Genomic DNA, 25,897 nt, shown 5'->3' with positions numbered 1-25,897 from the left:
TTTTGTCTTTTAATACGGTGTTTCAGCCTGTGCTTTTATGCTAAGGTTAAGCGCAAAATTTACAGGAAGATCAGTTCAGATGTGGATTGCAATTTCAGCGATTAACCTGGCCCTTGCAGTAATGCTGGGCGCTTTTGGTGCACATGGCTTGAAAGCACGTGCAACTGAAGCACAGCTTGGCTGGTGGCAGACTGCAACCGATTACTTTTTCTATCATGCGCTCGGCTTGTTGCTGTTAGGCATTCTGGCAAAAGTGATTCCACAGTTGCCGATTAAACCAAGTTTTATTTTGATTCAATTGGGCATTTTACTGTTCAGTGGTTCACTCTATATTATGGCACTTGGTTTACCGCGTGGTTTGGGTGCAATTACCCCGATCGGAGGCGCACTGATGATTGCAGGCTGGCTGACCCTGGCCTGGAATGCATTTAAATACATCAAGTAAGAACTGATCACATTCAGAGGGTGCCAAAATGAACATCTATATCAATGGCGAACAACAACAGACTGACTGCACCACCTTAATGGAACTGGTTCAGCACCTTGCGCTTGAAGGTAAGCGCTATGCCGTTGAAGTCAATGAAATGATCGTTCCCAAAAGTAGACTGGCAGCAACGCCAATCTGTGAGGCAGACAAAATCGAAATTATTCACGCTGTCGGTGGCGGCTAAGGTTCGGAAATACTATGCAAGATTTACTTCAAATTGGCTCACGCCAGTTCCAGTCACGTCTGTTGGTTGGTACAGGAAAATATAAAGACTTACAGGAAACAGATCAGGCGATTCAGGCGAGTGGTGCTGAAATTGTTACGGTTGCAATCCGTCGCGTGAATATCGGCCAGCATCCTGACCAGCCAAATCTGCTATCCGTGATTCCACCCGAAAAATATACCATTCTGCCAAACACCGCTGGCTGTTTTGATGCTAACAGTGCTATACGCACCTGTATGCTGGCACGTGAGCTGCTGGATGGTCATAACTTGGTAAAACTGGAAGTTCTGGGTGACGAAAAAACCTTATATCCAAATATCACTGAAACTTTAAAAGCAGCACGCACCCTGATTGATGATGGTTTTGAAATTATGGTGTATACATCAGATGATCCAATCGTGGCGCAGGAACTGGAAAGCATGGGTTGTGTTGCGATCATGCCTTTGGGAAGTTTGATCGGCTCAGGTCTGGGAATTCTGAATCCTCATACCATTTCTATCATTAAGGAAAATGCCAAAGTGCCTGTACTGGTCGATGCTGGTGTCGGCACAGCCAGTGATGCAGCAATTGCGATGGAACTCGGTTGTGATGGCGTGTTGATGAATACAGCCATTGCAGCAGCACAGAATCCAGTCTTAATGGCATCTGCTATGCGTAAAGCAGTAGAAGCTGGTCGTGAAGCATTCTTAGCGGGTCGCATGCCACATAAGCGTATGGCGAATGCCAGCTCGCCTGAGACAGGTTATTTCTTTAAATAAACTCGTTGATAAGAAAATTAAGTGCAAAAATAAAGGACTCAATCGAGTCCTTTATTGATTTGCTACGATGTATTAAGGAATTAATCCTTCATCACGCATAGCAATCTGTACTGACTGACGCTCTGCGACTTTATTACGAATGTGAATGATATTTTTATAAGGTGTCAAATCGTGTTCGATATGATTTGACCAGTTAGTAAGTACAAACAGATAAGCATCTGCTGGTCCAAAGTTATCATCCACCAGGTAATCATTGTCTGATCCACCAATGGCTTTATCAATGTAACTTAATAAGCGGTCAATTTCTGCATACGCCTTTTTCTTGGCTTCCTCATCCATTGGCGCACCAAAGAATACCGCATAAGCATCATGTAATTCTGAGTTTAGGTAACCTAACCATTCCAGGACTTTGGCACGTCCCATACCTGATGGAGGAATTAAATCTTGTTTTGGATCGTGTTGTGCCAGAAATGGAAGAATCGCAACGTTCTCAGTCAGAATCAGGCCCGGGTTAATTTCCAGTGCTGGAACATAGCCTTTTGGATTGATCTCGTAATAATCTGTGCCTTTCTCAGTTTTATGTGTTTTTAAATCAACACGTTCCAAATCAAAATCAACATTAATTTCATTTAAAATAATATGTGCTGCCAACGAGCATGCACCAGGTGCATAGTAAAGCTTCATTTCTGATCCTTGTTATCTACTTCTCAATGTTTTAAATCGCTTCTAACAAACTTTCAAGTGATCAAACCTGTAAATTGCAAAAAAGCGTAACTGCCGCCAAAAGACATTTACTTCTTCAATATTGAGTATATTCCAGACATTTTCAAGTCATTCTTGTGTGGATTTTTATACCAGGACGATTAAGATACGCGGGGTTAAAAGTGAAATGATGAAATTCTGTGATAAGTCTGAAAAAAGAAGAATGGTTTTCCAATATCCGCACTGATGTTCTGGCTGGCCTGGTGGTCGGATTAGCCCTCATTCCAGAATCGATTGCGTTTTCTGCCATTGCTGGCGTCGATCCTCAAGTCGGTCTGTACGCATCTTTCTGTATCGCGGTATCTATTGCCTTCTTCGGTGGTCGCCCAGCAATGATCTCGGCAGCAACTGGTGCGATGGCGCTCCTCATGATTACTTTGGTCAAGGAGCATGGTCTGCAATACTTACTGGCTGCCACTATATTAACCGGGATTATTCAGGTAATTGCCGGTTCATTTAAAGTTGCCAAATTGATGCGCTTTGTTTCGCAATCAGTGGTCTATGGCTTCTTGAATGCCTTGGCGATTCTGATTTTTGTTGCGCAAATCCCGGAAATGCAAAAAATGGATGTGACCGGTTATCTGTTTGTTGCGATCGGTTTGGCAATTATCTATTTATTTCCTTATCTTCCGAAAATTGGTAAAGCCATCCCTTCTCCACTGATCTGTATTATCGTCCTCAGCGGTCTGGCTCTTGTCCTCGGATCAGATATGCGTACCGTGAGTGACTTAGGACATTTTCCAGATACCTTACCAGTTTTCTTGATTCCAGAAATTCCGCTGAACTTTGAAACACTACAAATTATTTTTCCTTATTCAGCGACTTTGGCCACTGTCGGTTTACTTGAAACCATGATGACCACCACTGTAGTCGATGAAGTCACCGATTCTGAAAGTGACCGCCATCAGGAATGCCGTGGTCAGGGTATGGCCAATATCGTCAGCGGTTTTATGGGTGGAATGGCCGGTTGTGACATGATTGGACAGTCGATTATCAATGTCTCGTCTGGTGCACGTACCCGTCTGTCTACGCTTGTGGCAGGCGTGTTCCTACTTTGCCTAGTGGTATTTCTAAAAGATTGGCTGGCTTATATCCCGATGGCAGCACTGGTAGCCATTATGATCATGGTGTCATTTACCACCTTCCAGTGGGGTGCTATCAAGCAGTTTAACAAGCATCCGCTTGCTTTTAATGTGGTGATGATTACTGTTGTGCTGGTAGTTTTGGTGACCCATAACCTGGCATTAGGCGTGTTAATCGGCGTGGTATTGTCTGCCCTGTTCTTTATCAACAAACTGGAAAATACGGTTCACGTATATACTCATTTGCTAGATGAACGTTCTCGTCGTTATGTGATTTCCGGGCAGATCTTTTTTAGCAGTTCAGACCGTTTCTATCAGTTCTTTGACTTTAAGGAAAACCTGGCAGTTGTTGAACTTGATCTGACCCATGCCCATATTTGGGATGTCACTTCTGTGAATATGTTCAATAACGTCGTACAGAAATTTAAAGCCCAAGGAATTGATGTTCAGGTGACTGGACTGAATGAAGCCAGCAGTACTTTGGTCGACCGTTATCAAACCTGATCATCATTCATATGATTTAAAAGGGCCAATTGGCCCTTTTATTTTTCTGAGGAATAAGCTCAATGCCAGTTTTTAGTAGTGAATTCCTGAGAAAAGTTTGACTTGCTCCGCTCAGGACTTAAAATACCGCATTCTGAATTTTTAGATTTGCCAAAGTTATGTCGAACGATCAATTAGACCAGCAAGTCGTGGAGCTGGACAATTTAAGCGAGCACCGTGAAATTGTGACGTTTATGCGCCGCTCAGCGCCATTAAATACCTCTCAACGTACTGCGCTTGAACAATATGGTCACTTAATTTTGGAATATCCGGTGGGTGATTTGCGTCAGCATTTTGAGCACCCTGAACGTCCATTGACTGTAGAAATCGGGTTCGGTATGGGTCGTTCACTGGTATTGATGGCCAAAGCCAATCCTGAACGTAATTTTGTCGGTATTGAAGTGCACGTACCTGGCATCGCACAATGTGTGTATGAAGCAGGTATGGAAGGCTTAACCAACTTGCGTGTCCTGGATGCCGATGCAATTCAAGTCCTACGTGAAATGCCGGATAACAGTATCAACACGGTGCAGTTGTATTTCCCTGATCCATGGCAGAAAAAACGTCACTTCAAACGCCGTTTCGTATCACACGACCGCATGCCATTGGTTGAACAAAAGTTAGAGCTCGGCGGTACATTCCACGCTGCGACTGACTGGGAACCGTATGCTGAATGGATGCTGGAAGTGCTTGAAGAGCGTCCACGTTTGGAAAACCTGGCAGGTAAAGGCAACAGTTATCCTCGTCCTGACTGGCGTCCTCAAACCAAATTCGAGCGTCGTGGTATTGAAGCCGGTCACAAGATTAATGACTTTATCTTTAAGAAAATCTCTTAATCCAAGAGGAATCCAAAAAAAGCGCTGATAATTCAGCGCTTTTTTATGAAAAGAATTTATCTTCGAATTAATGAATGATCGCGATCAGAATATCTGAAATCAATTTTAGAAAGAAAAATAGATTGATCATCTTTATGCCAGGCAATTTTTCCTAGGCATTACTCACTTTAACGCAAGAAGATACGATAAATCAATTTTAAAATCGAACTGCCATACGGTGGATAAATCAGCTTCATCAAACTGAATTTTGGACGGCTAAATACCGACTTGGCATGACTAAAGGTCTTAAAGCCTTCATGTCCATGATAATGTCCCATTCCAGATGGGCCAATCCCACCAAAGGGCATATCCTCCATACCTGCCGTCATCAAGGTTTCATTGAGACAAACTCCACCGCTATGTGTCGCATGTAATACTTTTTGTTGCTCAGCTTTGTTATAGCCAAAATAATATAGTGCCAATGGCCAGTCATGCTGGTTGATGTAGTTAATTACTTCATCCATCTGCTCATAGCCAATGACGGGCAAAAGTGGGCCAAAGATTTCATTCTGCATGATCAACATATCGTCATGAACATTGGTCAAGACCAGGTGCGGCAAACGGCGCCCATCTACCCCTTGTTCAATCTGATGCAACTGTGCACCTTTGGCCTGAGCATCCTTAATATATTGCTGTAATCGAGCAAGCTGCCGGTCATTAATGATGGTTGTATAATCCAGATTGCTTAAAATACTATTTGGATAGAACTGTCGAATAGCATCAAAGTACGCCTGAATAAAAGCGGGTATTTGTGAATGATGTACAAATGCATAATCTGGTGCTACACAGGTCTGCCCGGCATTCATGGTTTTGCCAAAAGCCAGACGGCGTGCGCTTTCCTGTAAATCAGCATCTTTCGCGACTATAACAGGTGACTTACCACCGAGCTCCAGTGTGACTGGGGTCAGATTCTCCGCCGCCGCATGCATCACATGACGTGCAATTGAAGTCGCGCCAGTAAAGAGCAAATGATCAAATGGCAAAGTAGTAAATTGCTGCGCGACTTGTGCATCCCCCGTAACTACAGCAATCTGGTCAGCTGGGAAATAACGGGCAATCAGCTGTTGAAACAGACTGGAAAATTCCGGGGTATATTCACTCATTTTTAGCATGACCCGGTTACCCGCAGCCAAGGCCTGGCCCAAAGGACCTATGGCAAGGAAAAGCGGATAATTCCACGGCACCACAATACCAACCACGCCTACCGGCTGATACATCACATAACCCGTGGCTGGCTGAAACAGAATACCAACTTGACGTTTACTCGGCTTCATCCATTTTTTCAGATGTTTCAAGCTGTGTTTCAGTCCATTTAAACTGGTCAGCACTTCAAACAGCTTGGTTTCGTCAAGACTCCGGTTCGAGAAATCCCGACTAATGGCAGCAGCCATCTCATGCTGATGCTCCACCACCATTTGATATAGTGTTTTGAGTTGCTGTTGACGCTGCTCATAGTCTGGATATGCTGCTTGCAAACACACCTGACGCTGTTGCTGGAAAATATCCTGCATGTATTTGGCACTATCCAGATTTGCACCTTGTTCCCATGACGTCATATACGGTTCCTATTTATTCTGCAAAATGAAATTCTCATATTTTTAAGCAACTTTCGATGTTTGCTGTCTTGCCCGGATTAGATCTACTGCTTTTTCTGCAATCATAATTGTTGGTGCATTGGTATTGCCATTCACGACCGATGGCATGACTGAAGCATCAATCACCCGCAGATTTTGAATGCCATAGACACATAATTCAGGATTGACTACAGACATATCATCAACGCCCATCTTACAACTACCAACTGGGTGATACACCGTATCTACCCGATTGCGCAGAATTCCCCGGATGTCATCATCATTTTTTACCTGCGCAGTAAATAAATCCTGCTTATACAGATTGGAAAGCGATGGTGACTGCATCAATTTTTGCGTCAGTTTAAAGCCTTGGACCAGATCATCCAAATCGCGTTCATCGTTCAAGAAATTTGGATCAATCAATAGCGGATCATGAATGTTTGGCCCGCTCAGCTTAATTGAACCACGGCTGCGTGGATTTAATAAACAGACATGACAGGAAATACCGTGGCTTCTGCGGAACTTACGTGCATGGTCATCCACTAATGCCACCACGAAATGCAGTTGCAGATTGGGAATTTTCAGTGCTGGCGAGCTTTTAATGAATCCTCCACATTCAGCAAAATTAGACGCAATCATGCCGCGGCGTTCACTGCGATATCGCCCAATCTGCTTAAACATATCCAGTGAACCTGACATGGATATCCCGAAAGTTCCGGCAAATTCCTTGACGCTATAGCCGAAAATAAAATCGGGGTGATCATGAAAATTCTTTCCAACCCCTGGCAAGTGGTGCTTGAGCTCGATACCGTGTTGTTTCAGTTCTTCAGCATCACCAATTCCAGATAGCATCAATAGGTGTGGAGATTGCATAGCACCTGCCGAGAGCAAAACTTCCTGTCGTGCTCGTAACGTTTTTAATTGACCCGCATGTTGCACCTGCACCCCAACTGCCGCTTTTTGTTCGATTATAATTTTATGCGTGGTGGCTTTAGTCCATATGGTCAAATTCGGACGATTCAAATGTGGAAACAGATAAGCTCGAGCTGCGCTACAGCGCTCACCATTATCATGAGTCACCTGATAAATCCCTAAGCCTTCCTGCTCTGCACCATTAAAATCATCCAGCACTGGATAGCCCTGCTCACGTGCTGCCTGTAAATATCGCTCATGGAAAATACTGTCTGTTTGCACATCGGATACATGTAAAGGGCCTGCATTACCATGATATTCATTCTGAATGCGATGGTTATTCTCAGATCGGATAAAATATGGCAGTACTTCATCATAAGACCAGCCAGTACAGCCTTGTGCTGCCCAATCATCATAATCGGCACGATTGCCACGGATATAAATCATGGCATTAATTGCTGAGGAACCCCCCAGACATTTACCACGTGGCTGATAACCTTTACGTCCATTCAATCCTTTTTGTGGAACGGTTTCAAAAGCCCAGTTGTTAATTTTGGTTGGTAAACTCATGACACAGGCTGCCGGAATATTTACTGTCCAGGCATTGCCATGCCCACCTGCTTCCAAAAGACAGAAATAGTGGGATCTTCACTGAGACGGCTGGCCAGTACGCATCCCGCGCTCCCTCCACCAATAATGATGTAGTCAAATTCCTGTTGCATTGTTATTGTTCCATTTTCATTATTATCTTCTCAACTTAAGATATTTTCTGAAAATAGAACAATTGATATTCAGAATTAAACTCGATGCTTGATCGAGAAATCTGCATGCAATTCAGTTACCTATATATTTTTCAGGTTCAGGAAGCTTGATGGCGTTGCAGGATCTGCTGACTCATCAAGGCATATACTTCTGCCAGATCACCACGTTGTGACTGTTCCAGCATGGATTGATGCATATTCAGAATATTTTGATCTCTCCGCATAGCAGGACCTGTCTGCATCTGGCGTGGATCATTCTGTGTCGCTTTATTTGCTGTTTCCAGAATTAATGGATAAAGCAGACCAAAATCCACTTGCTGTGCATCGACTACCTGTTTGGCCATGTCGTAACAGTAGTTACTAAAATTACATGCAAAGACTGCAGCTAAATGCAGACTTAGGCGTTGCGCTGAACTATACGAATAAACTCTACCGCTTAGGCTAGTTGCTAAATTTTGAAGGATATTTTGGTCTTCGCGATCATGTGCTTCGATAAATAAAGGTGTATTTTCCCAGTTAATCTCACGTTCCAGACTAAAGGTTTGTAATGGATAGAATACACCAGCACGTACATGGATTTGTTTCAGCACATCTAAATGAGTACTGCCGGAAGTATGTACGATCAGGTTATTCGGTAAATATGGATGAATCTGTTCAATAACCATGGCAATTGACTGGTCACTAACCGCAATAATGACCAGATCCACACGATTATCCAGTTGCTCAGGCTTTTCAATTGCCTGTGCCTGGAATTGATCTGCCAATTGCTGTGCTTTTTCCAAGGTCCGGCTATAAATCTGCACAATCTCATGCTGTACTGACAATACACGGGTAAGATGATAAGCCACTCGCCCTGCCCCGATGATAGTAATCCGCATTTACTCATATTCCTGATCAATTGCGCACAGCATGCCAATAAAAAAAGGACGAAGCAATTCGTCCTTTTCATTTTGATCAATCTAGTTAAATAGGCTATTTAAATAAACCGTTCTTTAGTCTTAAATTTACACCTTCTGTTTTACACCTTGGTCATCGACCGCACGTACAGTCCCGGTATTGGTATTCATGACTTCAAAGGCAATACGACGGTTTTTATAACGGTCTACATCTTTAGCATTTGATGCATTGGGTTGAGCCGGCCCCATACCTATCGCATTCAACTGGGCAGGATCGACCCCCTGTTTTACCAGATAGTTAACAATCGCCTGAGCACGCTGTAAAGAAAGTTGTTTATTTAGTTCTTCATCGCCTTGAGCATCTGTGTGACCAATCACTCGTAAATGAACTTGTGGCGCACGTTTCATTAAAGCTGCTGTCTGATCCAGAATCGACTGGTTGATGGTCGGGATTTCAGTTGAACCTGGAGCAAAGTTAATTGCTTGCAGATTTAAAGCTGTCGCAACATCTAAGGCTTGGATTTGTTCTATAGGCATACTTGCCAAGACTTTTTCAGCTTCATTGCTCGGCGTATTAATCGCCTTTGCAGTACTAATAGGTTTTTGGGTAATGACCGTCATATTTTTTGCTAGCTGGCGAATTTCACCTGCAATACGTTCAGCATCGGCTGAATTCCCGGCTTGTACAGAAACCTGTTTTCCTTCCCAATGCAAGCTGACATTTGGCACACCCTGCATTGCTTTTAATACAGATGGAATCGTATCCTGATCGGTGAATTCAGAATGGTAATTATCATTATTTTCTGAACCGCAACCGATATTATAATTAAAAATCTGTTTGATCTCGTTTTGTAGAATTTCCATATACTGAGGATCATTAATCTGTACCTGACAGCTAGTAATCTGCCCCTCACTTCCAGTACTTAATTTTAGAAATGCAGTTTCAGTTGCGACTGCTTTAGATGCATTTTGCATATCCCGGATATCATCTGGATCATCATCACGTGTACAGCCTCGGAAGAAGAACATAATTAAAGCAGCCACGATAATAAAGGCAATGACCGGAATTAAAAAACGTGATCTTCTTTCTTTTTGAATCGCTGGTTCAACAGGTTCAGGATCAATTCCCGGTACAGGTGTTGGATGATGGCCAACCAGTGGCGATGCACCTATAGCAAGTAACAGCTGTGATGCCCAGGTCGGCAACGCTTTTTGAATTGAATCATTATTGGTTTCAATTACATAATTAATTGCATCAGGATTAGATGCATCAGCTTCTGTTTTTAGATACTCAATAGTTGGTTTAATCGAACGGTTTAAGGTCTGTTCAAGCTGCTCTTGTGGCACGCTATCGGACAGGCTGGCCAGATGCTCGAGCAGACGTTGTTTGATTTCAGGTTTTTCTGTGAACAATTCACTAATCTTTGGATTTAATTGCTGACTGAGAGTTTCTGCCTGTTCCGGATGCACACGCAATATACTCAGGAAAATAGGATAAAATTGCGCCAGCGCCTGCTCTTTGGCAGCAACATATTCTGTTTCGCCTTGCAGCACCCTCGGAGTAACATGATATTTTAATCGTTGAATCAGGTCGTCATTCATAAAGTCACCATTCTTTTGATTTTTTAATGATTAATATTTATTCAGTTTAAGACCCGATCTTTTTAGAAAATGTAAATAGTTGTATGAAAATCATAACATTTCAATAGTGCTAGTTAATGATATGTTTACCAAAATAAAAAAAGCCAGCCGCAGCTGACTTTAATAAAAACAATCAGGAACTGATTTATGCTGGCACAAAGCTTTGTAAAACTTTTCCTTTAACCTTTTGATTGATCAATGGTGTATTTTTACCTTGTGACACAATGCTCTCTTTCGTCAAAGTCCATTCTATTTCAGGATCAAGCAGCACCCAACCTGCCTCATTCATCCAGCGCTCTTGCATTTTAGCGACCTTGGCAGGTGCAATCGTCACTTTCTCTACCCATTCCAATGGACTAAACAGACCTTCTTTGATCAGTTGCAAACCAAATGGAAGGAAGGTATCAAATGCAGTAAAGCCAGGCTGAGTTTCTGCAAACGGCGCCATTTTTGCAGAGCTGCTGAGTGGTTCGTGATGGGTACAGATCGCATCAATCACTCCAGACTTCACGCCTTGACGCAGTAACTCTTTATCTGATTCAGAACGTAATGGCGGACGAACATGAGCCAGTGAGTTAAAGCCGTCAATCAGTGCATCAGTTAAATGTAACTGATGCATCGCCACATCACATGTTACTGGGAGACCTTTTTCTTTGGCAATGCGGATCAGCTCAACCGAAGCACCACAAGATAACAAACCAAAGTGTGCATGCACTTTAGTCGCTTCAATCATCAGCAGATATTTAGCAATCGCGACAGTCTCTGCCAGTGCCGGAATCATTGGTAAACCTTGACGTGATGCAATAAAACCCTCATGCACACAGCCATCTTTGGCAATTTGCGGTTCTTCTGCATAGAACACTACAGTCAGGTTAAGACCTGCTGCATATTCTAGGGTACGCAGGACTACATCATCATTGGCAAACGGCGCGCTGGCATTGGATACAGCACTACAACCACCTTTTTTCAGACCCGCCATATTTGCCGGCTGTTGTCCATTTAAACCTTGTGTCTGCGCACCAATCACTTCCAGATAGATGCCGCCATCCAGCATGGCTTTTTCAACCAGACCATGAATCAAGGCACCATTGTCCTGTACGATTGGCTTTGAATCAGGTGGCGTAAACACATGCAGAATACCGTTTTCACGTGCTGCCTTGCCTTCAGATTTCAAGGTACCATGCTGTTGCTGACCAGGTTCACGTAAACGTGCACACAGATCGACCATAGTAGGCATCAGCCATTTACCTTGACCATTAATCGTTTCTGACACATTTGCAGTTTCAGCAATACGCTTACCATTTTCCAGATAAACTGTTTGTACACTGTCAGTTTTTTCGATTGGGTCTAGAACTCGAACATTCTCAATTTTAACAATAGACATGACTTATTCCTTATACCGCAATCGCTTCAATCAAACCTTGTTCCTGGAGCTGGCCCTGCATTGAAAGTGCCAACACCGCCATACGTACTGCAATCCCGTTGGTCACCTGATTCAGAATCACTGACTGTGGACCATCTGCGATACTGGAATCAATCTCTACACCACGGTTCATTGGACCCGGATGCATCACGATACAATCGGGTTTCGCCATGGCAAGACGTTCTTTATTCAGGCCATACATTTTGTAGAATTCAGCCTGTGAAGATAGCGCCGGTGAATCAATCCGCTCGTTCTGAATACGTAAGGTAATGATCACATCGCAGTCTTTGATGCCGTCTTCCATATTATTGAACAGACGAACTTCTGGACCGTAATCATCGAAGCCATAAGGAAGTAAAGTATTCGGCGCAATCACACGAATATCTTTACAGCCTAAGGTTTGTAAGGCTGCGACATCCGAACGCGCTACACGTGAGTGCTTGATGTCACCGATAATCGCAATTGAAATATCTTCAAAATTCTTTTTAGTCTCACGGCGAATCGTGAGCATATCTAACATGGCTTGGGTTGGATGGGCATGACGACCATCCCCCGCATTAATGATGGCCAGATTTGGGCAGACATCTTTGGCAATAAAATGCGCTGCACCAGAAGATGAATGACGTACCACGAAAATGTCCGCTGCCATTGCTTCAAGGTTCCACAAGGTATCACGCAGCGTTTCACCTTTAGAGGTACTTGAGCGTGCGATATCGATATTAAGAACGTTAGCAGAAAGGCGCTTTGCAGCTGCTTCAAAAGTGGTACGAGTACGGGTAGAGTTTTCGAAGAAGAGGTTCATTACCGTTCGCCCTTCGAGCAAATTATTGGTAATGAGCTGATTTTGGTCATTAAAAAAGGACGCCGCAGTGTCCAGTATTTTTGTAAGAGTTTCTTTAGAAAGACCTTCGATAGTCAAGAAGTGTTTTAGATTGCCTTCTTTATTGAGTTGAATCTGGCTCGGTGTATGCAATGCAGCCAAGTGCATGAGAGATTCCTTATACGTTAAGTCAACGTATTATACAGAGATTCACTTCTGTTCGCACTTGGGAAATCGGCTACTTGTACAAAAACCGACTTGATAATAAAAATTGATTTTGAAATTCCTATGTATTTTTTCAATAAGATAATTTAACCTTTTTCTCAGATTGCTATTTTTTTGCATGCAAAAAAATGAGTGCATCAGTCTGGTGCATCTGCACTCATAACCAGCTTAGCGCAATGCGCCAATATAACGATGGGCAACTTGGGCGCGATGAATATCTTCTTGTGTCGGTTCCACAACAATCCAGTCATCCTGAACATGCTGAGTTGTATCTGTTAGAGATTCATCCTGATCCATAGACAGATCGAAAACCTGTCTTAATTTTTCTACCAGTCGTGATAACTCCTCATCTTGAGTTGCTATAGCCAGCTCAATCACATGCTTTGCATAGTCTTTATTTTCAGACAGGTAGATTGCATCAATTACACGACCGGAAATACGTCTTAAACGCGCATAAATTAAAGTTGCAATTGAAAAGCTATCCCCATTTACCATTTTAAACCCCCAATTATTTAAAAAATGAGACTGTAGCCCCTCCCCAGTGGCTACAGTCTCATTTTGTATAAGGAGCAATTTCCATACCAATTTGATTCACTTATCATGTATTTAATATTTATTTCATTGTAGCGGGCTTGTTCAGGTGAAATTTCAAAGCCAATCGAAACAATTTCAAAAGCTTTAAAAGGCAAAATACGGTAAACTGAGCGCAGTTTTTATTTATTCTTTTCCGGTCTCTCTATTTTATGAATACCTCTTCACGTTTAAGCAATTATTGGGTCACCTGTGCCGATGGTCTGGAAACCTTATTAGAAGAAGAAATCAAAGGTTTAGGTGTTCAGGATATTGAACGTTTCCCGGGTCGTCTGACCTTTAAAGGTACACTGGAAAATGCGTACCGCATCTGTATGTGGTCGCGTCTGGCTTCACGTGTCCTGATGCCAATCCACACACATGAAATTGAATTCTCCCATGATGCGCGTGATGTGGCTGAAGAGCTTTATGAAGGTGCAATCAGCTTTGACTGGTCACTCATTTTTGCACCACAAAGTACCTTCGCAATTCGTCTGCATGTCGAACGTGATATCAAGGTCAATACCCAATTTGCCACTTTGCGTGCTAAAGATGGTGTCGTGGATTCCTTTATGGAAGCCGTGGGTAAACGTCCAAGTATCGATACCAAACAGCCAGAAATCACTATGTATATTCTGGCTGGTAAAAAAGCCCATACCTACTGTCTGGACCTTTCTGGTGATTCTCTGCATAAACGTGGCTATCGTCGCTTTATGACTGAAGCACCAATCAAGGAAAACCTGGCAGCAGCGATCCTGCAAAAAGGTGGCCTGAAAGACATCAACCCGGATATTGTGGTTGATCCTATGTGTGGTTCAGGTACCTTTATTATTGAATCTTTAATGATTCTGACTGATCGTGCACCAGGCCTGGTCCGTCGTTTCGGCTTTAACGGCTGGAATGGTCATGATCATGAATTGTGGATGGGTATTAAAGCCGAAGCTGCTGAACGTCATAAAGCTGCGCTGGAAAATCCATTACCAAAATTTTATGCCTTCGATGCTGACTGGGAAGCGGTAAAAGCCACCAAGCAAAATATCATTGCGGCAGGTTTTGAATCAGCGCTTGACCAGATTATGATCGAAGAACGTACCTTAAATGACTGGCCTGATTTCCAGGCCGAAGGCAAGAAAGTATTCTTCGTGACCAACCCGCCTTATGGTGAACGTTTAGGTGACAAGGCTTCTAACCGTGCGTTGTACTTAGGTTTGTCTAATCTGCTGCAAAAGAATTTCCCGAATCAAAAAGCAGCAGTGATTGCATCCCAAGTTGAACAGGCAGATGTCTTGGCGTTCAATGATCCGCAAATTCTACGCCTGATGAACGGTAAATTACCGATCTATATCCGTTTCGGTACAGTTAAACCGGCTGCAGTGGTACGTCCATTCCTGGAAAGTTGGCAACCACAGCAATTCGAGCCAATCGAAGGTGCGATGGAATTTGCCAACCGTCTGACCAAGAATATGCAAACTCTGAAAAAATGGGCGGTGAAAGAAAATATTCACTGTCTACGTTTGTATGATGCAGACTTACCTGATTTTAATATCGCAGTAGACCTGTATGGTGAGCGTCTGCACGTTCAGGAATATGCCCCACCGAAAAAAATTGATCCTGAAAAAGCTAAAAAACGTTTTAACCTGGCTTTGCAGGCGATTCGTGCTGTGACAGGTTTAGGTCGTGATGCGATCTTTATCAAGACCCGTGCTCGTCAGGAAGGCAAAAACCAGTACACCAAACAAAGCACGGCGTCTAAACGTTTTATCGTGCAGGAAGGTCAAGCCAAGATTCTGGTCAACCTGACCGATTATCTGGATACCGGTCTGTTCCTCGATCACCGTCAAATGCGTTTACGTATTGCTAAAGAGGCCAAAGGTAAGCATTTCCTGAATCTGTATAGCTATACCTCTACGGCAAGTTTACATGCAGCACTGGGTGGTGCAGCAAGTACGACGAGTGTGGATTTGTCCAATACCTATTTGAACTGGTCAAAAGAAAACTTCGTCTTGAACGGCCTGACTGTAGATCATGCTGATGAGCAACATCAGTTCTTTGCATCTGACTGTTTCGAATGGCTGAAAGAAGGTCATGAGCAGTATGAACTGATCTTTATCGATCCACCGACATTCTCAAACTCGAAGAAATTCTACGGTACTTTTGACGTACAACGTGACCACTTATCTTTGATTAAACGTGCCATGAACCGTTTAACCACTGAAGGTACACTCTACTTCTCAAATAATTATCGTGGCTTTGAAATGGATGCAGAAATCTTGGCATTCTTTGATGTGGAAGAAATCACCCATGAAACCATCGGTCCTGATTTCAAGCGTAATCAGAAGATTCACCGTGCATGGAAAATCACTCATCCAAAAATGTAATTTAATAGTGAATTAATTTCTTTCATCAGGATTTACACCCTCTTTCTTTTTCTCGCAGAGGGAGAAATGAAAAGTGGTGCGATGAAAGAAGTAAATGCCATAAAGAAAAACCCAGCCTAGGCTGGGTTTTTCTTTTCCGATCAATTTGGATTAGTTGAGCTTCATTTTCTCAAAGACCAGTTCACCATTTTCAGCGCTGACCACAATGGTATCGCCCGGATTGAATTTTCCTTCAAGAATGTTTTGCGCCAGGCCATTTTCTATACGTTGCTGAATCGCACGTTTCAATGGACGCGCACCATATAGAGGATCAAAGCCTACATCGATCAACTGGTCAAAAGCACTGTCTTCCACGGATAAGCGCAAGTCGCGCTCTGCCAGACGTTGACGTAAACGGTTCAACTGGATATCAGCAATACCACGAATCTGGGCTTTTTCCAGTGAATGGAACACCACAATCTCATCGATACGATTAATGAACTCAGGACGGAAGTGTTCCGACACTGCATTCATCACCACACTACGTACCTCATCTCGGGTCGCACCACCACCCAGTTCACGCACATCACTTGAACCCAGGTTAGAAGTCATCACGATCACGGTATTTTTGAAGTCCACCACACGACCTTGTGAATCCGTTAAGCGGCCATCATCCAATACCTGTAATAAGATATTAAATACATCCGGATGCGCTTTCTCAACCTCATCAAACAGCACCACGCTATAGGGTTTACGACGTACCGCTTCAGTTAGCACACCCCCTTCTTCATAACCGACATAGCCCGGAGGCGCACCAACCAGACGGCTGACAGAATGTTTTTCCATAAATTCCGACATGTCGATACGGATCATTGCATCATCACTGTCAAACAGGAAGTTCGCCAGAGCTTTGGTCAACTCAGTCTTACCCACCCCAGTTGGACCTAAGAACAAGAATGATCCACTTGGACGGTTTGGATCAGACAATCCGGCACGTGAACGGCGTACTGCATTCGACACTGCCACGACAGCTTCTTCCTGACCGACGACACGTTTATGCAGGAATTCTTCCATATGTAGCAGTTTGTCACGCTCACCTTGCAGCATTTTTGCCACTGGAATACCAGTTGCAGCACTGACCACTTCAGCAATCTCATTGTCAGTAACTTTGTCACGCAATAGTTTTGGTGCTTCACTTTCTTCAGCTGCTTCAATACGTTCCAGTTGCTTCTGTAACTCAGGAATTACGCCATACTGATAACGTGCCGCTTCTGCCAGATCACCCTCACGCTGCGCTTTTTCTAGCGCAATACGGGCTTGATCTAGTTTCACCTGAATGTCTTTATTGCCCGCAACCAGCGCTTTGTCTGCACGCCAGATTTCTTCTAGCTCGCTATACTCTTTCTCAACTGTAGCAATCTGATCTTCCAGATATTTCACTTCAGACTTGGCACCCGAATCCTCATCTTTTTTCACCGCTTCCAGCTGCATTTTCAGCTGAATTAAACGGCGTTCCAGTTTATCCAAAGCTTCTGGCTTAGAGTCCAGCTCCATTTTGATACGAGATGCTGCTTCATCAATCAGGTCAATCGCTTTGTCTGGTAACTGACGGTCAGTGATGTAGCGATGTGACATTTTCGCCGCAGCGATAATCGCAGAATCCAGAATCTGTACACCATGGTGAGTCGCATAACGATCTTTCAGACCACGCAAAATTGCAATGGTATCTTCTACACTTGGTTCATCCACCAATACTTTCTGGAAACGACGTTCCAAAGCTGCATCTTTTTCGATGTACTGGCGGTATTCGTCCAGGGTCGTTGCACCCACACAACGCAGCTCACCACGTGCCAATGCTGGTTTCAGCATGTTACCGGCATCCATGGCACCATCGCCCTTACCTGCGCCCACCAAGGTATGCAGCTCGTCGATGAACAGAATAATTTCGCCTTCATGTTTGGCCAGGTCTTTCAGAACAGCTTTTAGACGTTCTTCAAATTCGCCACGGTATTTGGCACCAGCCAGCAATGAACCTAAATCCAGTGACAGAACGCGTTTACCTTTCAGACCTTCTGGAACTTCACCATTCACTATACGCTGTGCCAGACCTTCTACAATCGCAGTTTTACCGACACCAGGCTCACCGATTAGTACCGGGTTATTTTTGGTACGGCGTGACAAGACCTGAATGGTACGGCGAATTTCATCATCACGACCAATCACTGGATCCAGCTTGCCTTGTAATGCGCGTTCAGTCAGGTCAATGGTGTATTTATTTAAAGAGTCACGCTGATCTTCATGATTATTGCTCATGACTTTTTCATTGCCTCGAATTTGATGAATGACTTGTTTTAAGGTCTCGGCTTTAACACCTACTTCACTTAAAAGTGATTTGGTTTTGTCTGTTTCCGCTAATGCTAACAATACCCAGTCAGTAGAAAGGAATTCATCCCCTGCTTTTTGGGCAAAACTGTCTGCCAGATGCAGAACTTTCGCTGCTTCAGGACTAAGGTTAATATCACCGGTGGACTGGCTTAAAGTCGGTGCATTACTCAGCGCAGTTTGCAGTTTAGCTTGCAAATCACGTAAGTTCGCACCTGCCTGTTGCAGCAGACTGATATTGGATGATTCATCTAACAAAGTTGCCAGAATGTGAATACCGTCGATAGAAGCATGGTCCTTACCCATTGCCAAGGATTGTGCATCTGAAAGGGTTTGCTGCAGACGATTTGTAAATTTTTCAAAGCGCATTATTGTTATTCCTCACAACAAATTTTTAACTTAATTCATATATGGGAGCACGCACACAAATTTCAAATAAATTTATATATATTTTTCAAAAACTTAAAATAAATATCAGGCAGTCTTTAATAATAATATTGGTATAGTCAAATCATATTTCAAGTGAACAAAGAAGAATTTTTATTCAGCCAAAAACTTAATCATGTGAAATAAAAAAGCCTTTATCAATAAAGGCTTTTCCGGAATAAAATTATAAAAATTATGGTGCCGGATTCGGCTGCTGACGATGAATCGCTTCAATGCCTTTCAGTACTTCCTCAGACAGGTTGACTTCAAAAGCCTGAATATTTTCTTTTAGCTGATCCAGATTAGTTGCACCAATAATCGTGCTGGTTACAAAGAACTGCTGTTTAATAAATGCCAATGCCAATTGAGTCAGGGTCAGACCATGCTGCTCTGCCAGTTGTGCATATTGCTCCACTGCCCATTCACTTTCCGGATTGCTATAACGGCTAAAACGCGAGAATAAGGTGACACGAGCCTTGGCTGGACGTGCGCCATTGCGGAATTTACCCGTCAGATATCCAAATGCCAGTGGTGAATATGCTAGCAAGCCAACACCTTCGTATTTGGCAATTTCTGACATACCGATTTCATAAGTACGATTCAGCAGGTTATATGGATTCTGTACGCTGACAAATTTTGATAATCCCAGTTTCTCGGCCAGATGCAGGAACTTCATCGTCCCCCATGGGGTCTCATTCGACAGACCGATATAACGGATACGGCCATTTTTAATTTCATATTGCAAGGCAGTCAGGGTTTCTTCGAGATCCGTCACTGCGCGGTCTTCAGCCGCTTCAGCATTGCCATAACCGAGTTTACCAAAGAAATTCGTTGGGCGTTGCGGCCAGTGCAACTGGTATAAGTCGATATAATCGGTTTGCAGACGTGACAATGACTGGTCTATGGCCGCTGAAATTTCATCTGCCCCAAAACGGGTCTGTCCATCACGGATATGACTACCACCTTGTGATGGACCAGCGATTTTGGATGCTAAAAACAGTTTGTCACGACCGCCACGTGATGCAATCCAGTTCCCGATAATGCGTTCTGTCGCACCTTGGGTTTCCGGTTTTGGTGGTACCGGGTACATTTCTGCGGTATCCCAGAAATACAGTCCTTGATCCAGTGCATAATCGAGCTGCTCAAAAGCTTCTTCCTGGGTATTTTGTTCACCAAAGGTCATGGTGCCTAAACAGATTTCTGGAAGTAAAATACCGGTATCTGCAAGTGGTTTGAATTGCATGAATAATTCCCTGTCTATTCTAGGTTTGACTTATCATAATAAAGTACACCTAGAGTATAGAAGGAAAGCGACGGGCTGAAATCATCTTTTCTAAGAAGTTTGTTCTTATTTGTGATGTTGGATTTTCCGCAGCTATAAAAAAAGCAAACCCGAAGGTTTGCCCTTTTCTCAAAATTGCAGCTTATTCTTCTGAATCATCTTCAGTCGGTACTTCGTTCTGTTCAAGTGAGGCATCAAAGATCAGAATTGCTTTACCATCTGTTTCGATCATGCCTTGCTCTTCAAGGGTTTTCAGTACGCGACCGACCATTTCACGAGAACAACCTACAATACGGCCAATTTCCTGACGGGTAATACGGATCTGACGGCCATTTGGTAAGATCATCGCTTCAGGCTGAGCTGAAAGATCGATCAGACAACGTGCGATACGACCAGAAACATCAATAAATGCCAGGTCAGTTACTTTACGTGTCGTATTCTTCAGACGGCGAACCAGTTGGGCAAAGACGGCATAACTCAAGTCAGGATATTGTTTGCTTAGTTCATGAAAGTTTTCGTAGCTAATCTCTGCAATTTCACAAACGTCACGCGTACGCACTTCTGCAGTACGTTGTGGATTTGCTTCGAATAAGCCCATTTCCCCAAAAAAGTCACCCGCGTTCAAATATGCCACGACAATTTCACGCTCATCATCTTCACGAAGAATGATCGATACAGACCCCTTCAGAATCAAATATAAAGATTTAGATTCTGTTCCTGCATCAACGATCGTTGTACGTTTTGGGTAACGGTTGATATATGCACGTTTTAATAATGCCTTCACGGATTCTGGCAATTGTCCCGGAGAAAGTGCATCTGTGCTTAATTGTGAAAAGTTTGAAGTCATGCTAGCAGTTCCAAATAAGGATAATTTTTAGATCGCACAAGACCTAATGTGAACTTGTCACACAGTGGGAATGAAATTCCTTATCAACCCAATTTATGTTAGTGTACAGTTACTTCGTAAATTTATAGCTTTTTTTAGGTAGTTGCAATGCAAACAAGCGTTCATTGGTTAGAGAATGTTGCTTTTGAAGCAAAAACGCAAAGTGGTCACAGTATCGTCATGGACGGCTCGCCAGAATATGGTGGTGAGAACCGTGGCCCTCGTCCAATGGAACTTCTATTAACCGGTTTGGGTGGTTGTGCTTCGTTTGATATTGTCACCATTTTAAAGAAGGCACGTCAGGATATTACCGATGTTCGTTGTGAACTCAATGCGGAACGTGCCGATACTATTCCTGCGGTATTTACGAAGATTCACCTGCATTTTGTGGTGACAGGTAAAGGCATTAAAGAGAAACAAGTGGCTAAGGCTGTCGAGCTTTCTGCCGAAAAATACTGCTCAGCCAGTAAAATGCTGTCTGATGGCGGTGTGGAAATTACGCACGATTTTGAAATTATTGAAGCTGAATAATCCGGCTGATCTAGTTATAAAAGCGGTCCCTCAGACCGCTTTTTCTTTAATCTGTTATTTGATATCAGACCAACACCATTTAGACAGATTGAGAGGTCGAATAAGTTGAACCATCCTCAAAAATCACCTGCTTTTCAGGCCATCTAAGAGCTGCTAATTTGCTTGAAAATTCTCGTTGCTGCTGCCGATCTAGATAGCGTTTCCCGACTGAATAATCCACACAGAACACATTTTGCTTATACCCAAACCACTGTAGCGGATTAATCTGCTGAAACAGGCCAGCTTTCACTTCAGCCGAGTCAAATTTACGCCAGTAATGACCAATAATGACGGGGATATCCTCCTGATAATCTTCCCACCAAGGCAGACGGTCTTTCATACGCCACTTGCCGCCGGCATAAATGGGCTTATCTGTCATATATTCGGTACCAGAGGTCAACACTTTGATGGGATTATACATCTGCTCAATCCATTCCTTTTGTGCCAAATGTTTCAGCCAAGGAATATCGCTATTCGGATCAGTGAGCGCTTCACGAAACTGATCTGCTTCCTGGAATGCCTGTTCTGTAATACCTGCATCAGTAATATGTTGCTGGGTCTGCTGGACAAAATGTTCATAGGCTTCAAGTAAATGCAGCTTGTCCAGTGCTTTTAGTTGTTGAATGGAGTGTGTATCCCAGCAGGCATGCACAACCCGGATTTGATCTGATTCCAGTGCAATGGGCAAAGTTTGCAGAAATTGTAGAATCCACAGCTGGTCTTGTGGTGTAGCAGGTACAGAGTAAAAAGATTTATGGTCATCCATATGCGGTGAGCCAAAATACCAGCCATTGCCTTCACGATAGGATTGATTTAGCAGGTTCAGCTCATGGTTGCCCAGCACACAGTAGGCATGGCCCCGCTCCATTAAAATCTTCACTTGCTGAATTACTGCGACACTGTTTTGCCCACGGTCACAAAGATCACCCACAAAGATCAGCTTACGCTGTTCTGGATGCTCACCTTTAAGATTATAGCCCATGACATGTAAGAGACTGTTTAAGGCGTCGATCTCACCATGAATATCACCCACAATGTCGAAACGATCTCCCTGAATAGGCTGGATGAACTGATATGACATTCAGACACCTCCTCGACATTTGAGTCCTGCAATTACTCAGACTGAGTATTAATCTAATTCTTTCAATATATTCATTATATTGTCTATACCTTTAATCGGGTGTTCAAGCTAAATTTTTGGGGCGTTCAAAACGAACCATCTTCTTATCTATATGAAATGGCTGTTTATTCATTTCACCTATAGCTCTAAAGGCTGATGCTTCGACAATAAAGCATCCCTTTAGTTTTCATCATGGTAAATAAAAACCGGTGCCTAAGCACCGGTTTTTATTTCAGTTCACTAAGCTGATAGTCAGTCCAGCTTCTAATTAAGCCTGTAGTGATTCAATGATCTGGTTCAATGTCGCACTTGGACGCATTACAGCATTTACTTTCGCAGGATCAACTGCGTAGTAACCACCGATGTCTACAGTTTTACCTTGAACAGTATTCAGTTCTTCAACGATTTTCGCTTCGTTTTCAGCCAAGGCTTGTGCGATAGGCGCGAATTTCGCTTTCAATTCTGCGTCTTGATCTTGTGTAGCAAGCTCTTCAGCCCAGAATTTAGCCAGGTAGAAGTGGCTACCACGGTTGTCTAACTCGCCAGTACGACGTGATGGAGACTTGTCATTGTCAAGCAATTTACCAGTCGCAGCATCAAGTGTGTTTGCAAGTAGTTTCGCACGTGGATTATTTTCTTTAATACCCATTTCTTCTAGAGAAACAGCAAGTGCCAGGAACTCGCCTAAAGAATCCCAACGTAAGTGGTTTTCTTCTACCAGCTGTTGTACATGCTTAGGTGCAGAACCGCCCGCACCAGTTTCGTACATGCCGCCACCCGCCATTAATGGCACGATAGAAAGCATTTTCGCAGAAGTACCCAGTTCCATGATTGGGAACAAGTCAGTCAGGTAGTCACGCAGGATGTTACCAGTCACTGAAATAGTATCCAGGCCACGAGCAACACGTTCAAGTGTATAACGCATCGCACGTACTTGAGACATGATCTGGATGTCTAGACCGTCAGTGTCATGATCTTTCAAGTAAGTTTGAACTTTCTTGATCAGTTCGTTTTCGTGTGGACGGTACGGGTCAAGCCAGAAGATTGCAGGCATACCAGAGTTACGTGCACGCGTTACAGCAAGTTTTACCCAGTCGCGGATCGGTGCGTCTTTCACCTGACACATACGCCAGATATCGCCTTCTTCCACGTTTTGAGACATCAACACTTCACCTGTTTCAAGGTCGGTGATGTTCGCAATACCTGCTTCAGGAATTTCGAAAGTCTTGTCGTGTGAACCGTATTCTTCAGCTTTTTGTGCCATCAAACCAACGTTAGGTACAGTACCCATTGTACGTGGATCGAAGTTACCATTCCATTTACAGAAATTGATCATTTCCTGGTAAATACGTGCGAAAGTAGACTCAGGCATTACTGCTTTACAGTCGTAAGGTTTGCCGTCAGCACCCCACATTTTGCCACCACCACGAATCATTGCAGGCATAGAAGCATCTACAATTACGTCGTTTGGAGAATGGAAGTTAGTGATACCTTTCGCAGAATCAACCATTGCAAGCGCTGGACGGTGTTCTTGACAAGCGTGTAAGTCACGGATGATTTCTTCACGTAAAGAAGTCGGAAGTGTTTCAATCTTCTCGTAAAGGCCAGCCATACCGTTGTTTACGTTAATGCCTAGCTCATCAAACAGTTTACCGTGTTTCTCAAACGCTTCTTTGTAGTAAATGCGCACACAGTGACCGAATACGATCGGGTGTGACACTTTCATCATGGTCGCTTTAACGTGTAGAGAAAACAGGATGCCTGCTTCTTTACAGTCATCTAATTCTTTTTCATAGAAGTCGCAAAGCGCTTTTTTGCTCATGAACATTGAGTCGATGATTTCGCCGTCTTGAAGCGCAACTTTTGGCTTAAGAACAATGGTTTCACCAGACTTAGTGATTAATTCCATTTTCACGTTACGTGCGCGGTCTAAAGTCATCGACTTTTCACCGTGGTAGAAGTCACCTTCGTCCATATGTGAAACGTGAGTTTGTGACCACTGTTTCCACTCGCTCATAGAGTGCGGGTGTTTTTTCGCGTAGTTTTTAACGGCAGTTGGGGCACGACGGTCAGAGTTACCTTCACGTAATACCGGGTTTACAGCAGAACCGAGGCATTTACCGAAACGTGCTTTAAGTGCTTTTTCTTCTTCAGTAGTTGGGTTTTCTGGATAATCAGGAATTGCATAGCCCTTAGACTGAAGCTCTTTAATACATGCTGTTAACTGAGCTACAGAAGCACTGATATTAGGTAGTTTAATAATATTTGTGCTTGGATCTTGTGTAAGACGGCCTAGCTCAGCAAGGTTGTCAGCTACTTTCTGTTCTTCAGTCAGGTAGTCTGAGAATTCTGCGAGCACGCGTGCTGCAACAGAGATGTCAGTTTTGACAATCTCAACGCCAGCAGGCTTAGTAAAGGTCTCAATGATCGGCAGTAGCGAGTAGGTCGCCAACAATGGCGCCTCGTCGGTCAGTGTGTAAATGATTGTTGACTTTCCACCAGCCATATATAGCCCCTTGCGTTTGATAGAGTTTTGAGGATCAAGCTTTTGACTCAGACCCTGTGAACCGATATGTTTGCATTAAACCTTGAGAGTATCGTATCTCCTTGCTTTACAGTCAACGAAATATCATTTCAAGTTGTGATTTTGCTGAAAAATTATACAATTTGTTGCAATTTTCTATTGATTATAATCCAATCAATTTACTCATCTTTCATATACAAAAAATCTATTATTCTTATTCTGCCTATTTTTAAAGAATATTTAGCAGTTTTTCTAATATATAGTTTTTTTAGAGCTGTTAATTTCTAATGAATCCTTAAGTTTACTTAGTTTATTCACCGTATAGAAAATAGCTTTTTTATAAGTACCTATACTTTAAAAAGTCAAATGGACTATTCATCATCATCATTTTTAGCCCTATTTCAGGGCAATCAAAGTTTTTAACTATTAAAAGAGACAAAAAAACGATGAACAGATTTGTTCAGTGTTGGACTTAATGACAGACTACTTGAAACATCTTGGTCAATTTAAACAAAATCTGAATATGTTAGCGAAAATGATGATTTTACTGTTTTTAATTTTATTCTGATCATAGTTTTTTAGATAAATAAATCGGCAAATTTAAGCTAAAAAATATACTTTTTTATTTATCAGTAATCTACTCCAAGATTGTAATTTTGAGATGTTCATAAGGGGTGTTGCTCTACTTTTAACACAATAAATTATTGTAGATATTTGTTATAAAAAAGCCGTCGGCTACAAAACTGAAGGTGGAAAGAAGTCAGTAAAAGAAAGGCATTTAGATAGCAAATTAAAGCA

Annotated in this window: 19 protein-coding genes and 1 pseudogene; 7 read left to right on the top strand and 13 right to left on the bottom strand. The window is 42.9% G+C overall.

Features of this window, described 5'->3' with window-relative positions; translation table 11 throughout:
• Nucleotides 1-79: 79 nt before the first annotated feature.
• From ACTJIX_RS07920 to ACTJIX_RS07910, 3 genes are read left to right on the top strand one after another with little or no spacing between them, the layout of a single operon-like run.
• A complete protein-coding gene (locus ACTJIX_RS07920) occupies nt 80-445 on the top strand; it encodes a DUF423 domain-containing protein (RefSeq protein ID WP_004894164.1) in 366 nt (121 codons plus the stop codon).
• 28 nt (nt 446-473) lie between these two features.
• On the top strand, nt 474-671 hold the full coding sequence (gene thiS, locus ACTJIX_RS07915) for a sulfur carrier protein ThiS (protein WP_004812315.1): 198 nt from the start codon (nt 474-476) through the stop codon (nt 669-671).
• 14 nt (nt 672-685) lie between these two features.
• On the top strand, nt 686-1,468 hold the full coding sequence (locus tag ACTJIX_RS07910) for a thiazole synthase (RefSeq protein WP_004894161.1): 783 nt from the start codon (nt 686-688) through the stop codon (nt 1,466-1,468).
• Nucleotides 1,469-1,540: 72 nt separating this feature from the next.
• On the opposite strand, the gene ACTJIX_RS07905 is transcribed toward ACTJIX_RS07910, so the two are convergent.
• Nucleotides 1,541-2,152: a glutathione binding-like protein gene (locus ACTJIX_RS07905; RefSeq protein WP_004894159.1), complete on the bottom strand. Its 612-nt coding sequence runs from the start codon at nt 2,150-2,152 to the stop codon at nt 1,541-1,543.
• Nucleotides 2,153-2,370: 218 nt separating this feature from the next.
• On the opposite strand from ACTJIX_RS07905, the gene ACTJIX_RS07900 reads away from it, so the two are divergent.
• A complete protein-coding gene (locus ACTJIX_RS07900) occupies nt 2,371-3,816 on the top strand; it encodes a SulP family inorganic anion transporter (protein WP_440611332.1) in 1,446 nt (481 codons plus the stop codon).
• Nucleotides 3,817-3,974: 158 nt separating this feature from the next.
• Nucleotides 3,975-4,691 (top strand): tRNA (guanosine(46)-N7)-methyltransferase TrmB, encoded by a 717-nt coding sequence (trmB, locus tag ACTJIX_RS07895; protein WP_004894155.1) that lies wholly within the window; start codon nt 3,975-3,977, stop codon nt 4,689-4,691.
• 167 nt (nt 4,692-4,858) lie between these two features.
• Here the strand turns inward: trmB and ACTJIX_RS07890 are convergent, their stop codons facing one another.
• The 7 genes and pseudogenes from ACTJIX_RS07890 to ACTJIX_RS07860 all read right to left on the bottom strand — a co-directional run bounded on the left by ACTJIX_RS07890 (nt 4,859) and on the right by ACTJIX_RS07860 (nt 13,477).
• Nucleotides 4,859-6,286, bottom strand: coding sequence for a coniferyl aldehyde dehydrogenase (locus ACTJIX_RS07890; RefSeq protein WP_440611331.1), 1,428 nt, complete (start codon nt 6,284-6,286; stop codon nt 4,859-4,861).
• Between the two features lie 42 nt (nt 6,287-6,328).
• Nucleotides 6,329-7,938, bottom strand: a pseudogene (locus ACTJIX_RS07885) (GMC family oxidoreductase).
• A gap of 137 nt (nt 7,939-8,075) precedes the next feature.
• On the bottom strand, nt 8,076-8,855 hold the full coding sequence (locus ACTJIX_RS07880; RefSeq protein ID WP_004894145.1) for a Rossmann-like and DUF2520 domain-containing protein: 780 nt from the start codon (nt 8,853-8,855) through the stop codon (nt 8,076-8,078).
• Nucleotides 8,856-8,981: 126 nt separating this feature from the next.
• The gene (locus ACTJIX_RS07875) at nt 8,982-10,475 is read right to left on the bottom strand and encodes an OmpA family protein (RefSeq protein ID WP_004894141.1); all 1,494 of its coding nucleotides are present in this window, start codon (nt 10,473-10,475) and stop codon (nt 8,982-8,984) included.
• A 184-nt stretch (nt 10,476-10,659) separates the two neighbouring features.
• Complete coding sequence (locus ACTJIX_RS07870; protein WP_004812302.1) at nt 10,660-11,898, bottom strand: dihydroorotase; 1,239 nt, start codon at nt 11,896-11,898, stop codon at nt 10,660-10,662.
• A gap of 10 nt (nt 11,899-11,908) precedes the next feature.
• A complete protein-coding gene (locus tag ACTJIX_RS07865; protein ID WP_004812299.1) occupies nt 11,909-12,925 on the bottom strand; it encodes an aspartate carbamoyltransferase catalytic subunit in 1,017 nt (338 codons plus the stop codon).
• 225 nt (nt 12,926-13,150) lie between these two features.
• Complete coding sequence (locus ACTJIX_RS07860; protein WP_004894140.1) at nt 13,151-13,477, bottom strand: hypothetical protein; 327 nt, start codon at nt 13,475-13,477, stop codon at nt 13,151-13,153.
• 248 nt (nt 13,478-13,725) lie between these two features.
• Here ACTJIX_RS07860 and rlmKL point away from each other — a divergent pair, with 248 nt between their 5' ends.
• On the top strand, nt 13,726-15,930 hold the full coding sequence (gene rlmKL, locus ACTJIX_RS07855; RefSeq protein ID WP_004894138.1) for a bifunctional 23S rRNA (guanine(2069)-N(7))-methyltransferase RlmK/23S rRNA (guanine(2445)-N(2))-methyltransferase RlmL: 2,205 nt from the start codon (nt 13,726-13,728) through the stop codon (nt 15,928-15,930).
• 150 nt (nt 15,931-16,080) lie between these two features.
• Here rlmKL and clpB read toward each other — a convergent pair whose 3' ends face one another.
• The 3 genes from clpB to crp all read right to left on the bottom strand — a co-directional run bounded on the left by clpB (nt 16,081) and on the right by crp (nt 20,846).
• Nucleotides 16,081-18,660: an ATP-dependent chaperone ClpB gene (gene clpB / locus ACTJIX_RS07850; protein ID WP_440611330.1), complete on the bottom strand. Its 2,580-nt coding sequence runs from the start codon at nt 18,658-18,660 to the stop codon at nt 16,081-16,083.
• Nucleotides 18,661-18,910: 250 nt separating this feature from the next.
• Nucleotides 18,911-19,960: an NADP(H)-dependent aldo-keto reductase gene (locus ACTJIX_RS07845; protein ID WP_333839401.1), complete on the bottom strand. Its 1,050-nt coding sequence runs from the start codon at nt 19,958-19,960 to the stop codon at nt 18,911-18,913.
• Nucleotides 19,961-20,141: 181 nt separating this feature from the next.
• Nucleotides 20,142-20,846, bottom strand: a complete 705-nt coding sequence (gene crp, locus ACTJIX_RS07840; protein ID WP_004812290.1) for a cAMP-activated global transcriptional regulator CRP — start codon at nt 20,844-20,846, stop codon at nt 20,142-20,144.
• A 147-nt stretch (nt 20,847-20,993) separates the two neighbouring features.
• Between crp and ACTJIX_RS07835 the strand changes: the two genes are divergently transcribed.
• The gene (locus tag ACTJIX_RS07835; protein WP_004812288.1) at nt 20,994-21,416 is read left to right on the top strand and encodes an OsmC family protein; all 423 of its coding nucleotides are present in this window, start codon (nt 20,994-20,996) and stop codon (nt 21,414-21,416) included.
• Nucleotides 21,417-21,495: 79 nt separating this feature from the next.
• Here ACTJIX_RS07835 and ACTJIX_RS07830 read toward each other — a convergent pair whose 3' ends face one another.
• Complete coding sequence (locus ACTJIX_RS07830) at nt 21,496-22,536, bottom strand: metallophosphoesterase (protein ID WP_004894128.1); 1,041 nt, start codon at nt 22,534-22,536, stop codon at nt 21,496-21,498.
• Between the two features lie 307 nt (nt 22,537-22,843).
• Nucleotides 22,844-25,081: an NADP-dependent isocitrate dehydrogenase gene (locus ACTJIX_RS07825; protein ID WP_004894125.1), complete on the bottom strand. Its 2,238-nt coding sequence runs from the start codon at nt 25,079-25,081 to the stop codon at nt 22,844-22,846.
• Nucleotides 25,082-25,897 lie beyond the last annotated feature (816 nt).

The sequence above is a fragment of the Acinetobacter sp. 22323 genome (assembly GCF_052044895.1).
GTDB classification, from domain to species: Bacteria; Pseudomonadota; Gammaproteobacteria; order Pseudomonadales; family Moraxellaceae; genus Acinetobacter; species Acinetobacter schindleri.
This window is presented reverse-complemented; position numbering and strand designations above follow the sequence as displayed.

Excerpts from the sequence above, each read along its gene's own strand:
- ACTJIX_RS07910 (WP_004894161.1), top strand. The coding sequence starts at position 686 with ATGCAAGATTTACTTCAAATTGGCTCACGCCAGTTCCAGTCACGTCTG.
- ACTJIX_RS07830 (WP_004894128.1), bottom strand. The coding sequence starts at position 22,536 with ATGTCATATCAGTTCATCCAGCCTATTCAGGGAGATCGTTTCGACATT.
- clpB (WP_440611330.1), bottom strand. The coding sequence starts at position 18,660 with ATGCGCTTTGAAAAATTTACAAATCGTCTGCAGCAAACCCTTTCAGAT.
- rlmKL (WP_004894138.1), top strand. The coding sequence starts at position 13,726 with ATGAATACCTCTTCACGTTTAAGCAATTATTGGGTCACCTGTGCCGAT.
- ACTJIX_RS07860 (WP_004894140.1), bottom strand. The coding sequence starts at position 13,477 with ATGGTAAATGGGGATAGCTTTTCAATTGCAACTTTAATTTATGCGCGT.
- ACTJIX_RS07905 (WP_004894159.1), bottom strand. The coding sequence starts at position 2,152 with ATGAAGCTTTACTATGCACCTGGTGCATGCTCGTTGGCAGCACATATT.
- ACTJIX_RS07880 (WP_004894145.1), bottom strand. The coding sequence starts at position 8,855 with ATGCGGATTACTATCATCGGGGCAGGGCGAGTGGCTTATCATCTTACC.
- ACTJIX_RS07920 (WP_004894164.1), top strand. The coding sequence starts at position 80 with ATGTGGATTGCAATTTCAGCGATTAACCTGGCCCTTGCAGTAATGCTG.
- ACTJIX_RS07870 (WP_004812302.1), bottom strand. The coding sequence starts at position 11,898 with ATGTCTATTGTTAAAATTGAGAATGTTCGAGTTCTAGACCCAATCGAA.
- ACTJIX_RS07890 (WP_440611331.1), bottom strand. The coding sequence starts at position 6,286 with ATGACGTCATGGGAACAAGGTGCAAATCTGGATAGTGCCAAATACATG.
- ACTJIX_RS07845 (WP_333839401.1), bottom strand. The coding sequence starts at position 19,960 with ATGCAATTCAAACCACTTGCAGATACCGGTATTTTACTTCCAGAAATC.
- trmB (WP_004894155.1), top strand. The coding sequence starts at position 3,975 with ATGTCGAACGATCAATTAGACCAGCAAGTCGTGGAGCTGGACAATTTA.
- crp (WP_004812290.1), bottom strand. The coding sequence starts at position 20,846 with ATGACTTCAAACTTTTCACAATTAAGCACAGATGCACTTTCTCCGGGA.
- ACTJIX_RS07875 (WP_004894141.1), bottom strand. The coding sequence starts at position 10,475 with ATGAATGACGACCTGATTCAACGATTAAAATATCATGTTACTCCGAGG.
- ACTJIX_RS07835 (WP_004812288.1), top strand. The coding sequence starts at position 20,994 with ATGCAAACAAGCGTTCATTGGTTAGAGAATGTTGCTTTTGAAGCAAAA.
- ACTJIX_RS07825 (WP_004894125.1), bottom strand. The coding sequence starts at position 25,081 with ATGGCTGGTGGAAAGTCAACAATCATTTACACACTGACCGACGAGGCG.
- ACTJIX_RS07865 (WP_004812299.1), bottom strand. The coding sequence starts at position 12,925 with ATGCACTTGGCTGCATTGCATACACCGAGCCAGATTCAACTCAATAAA.
- thiS (WP_004812315.1), top strand. The coding sequence starts at position 474 with ATGAACATCTATATCAATGGCGAACAACAACAGACTGACTGCACCACC.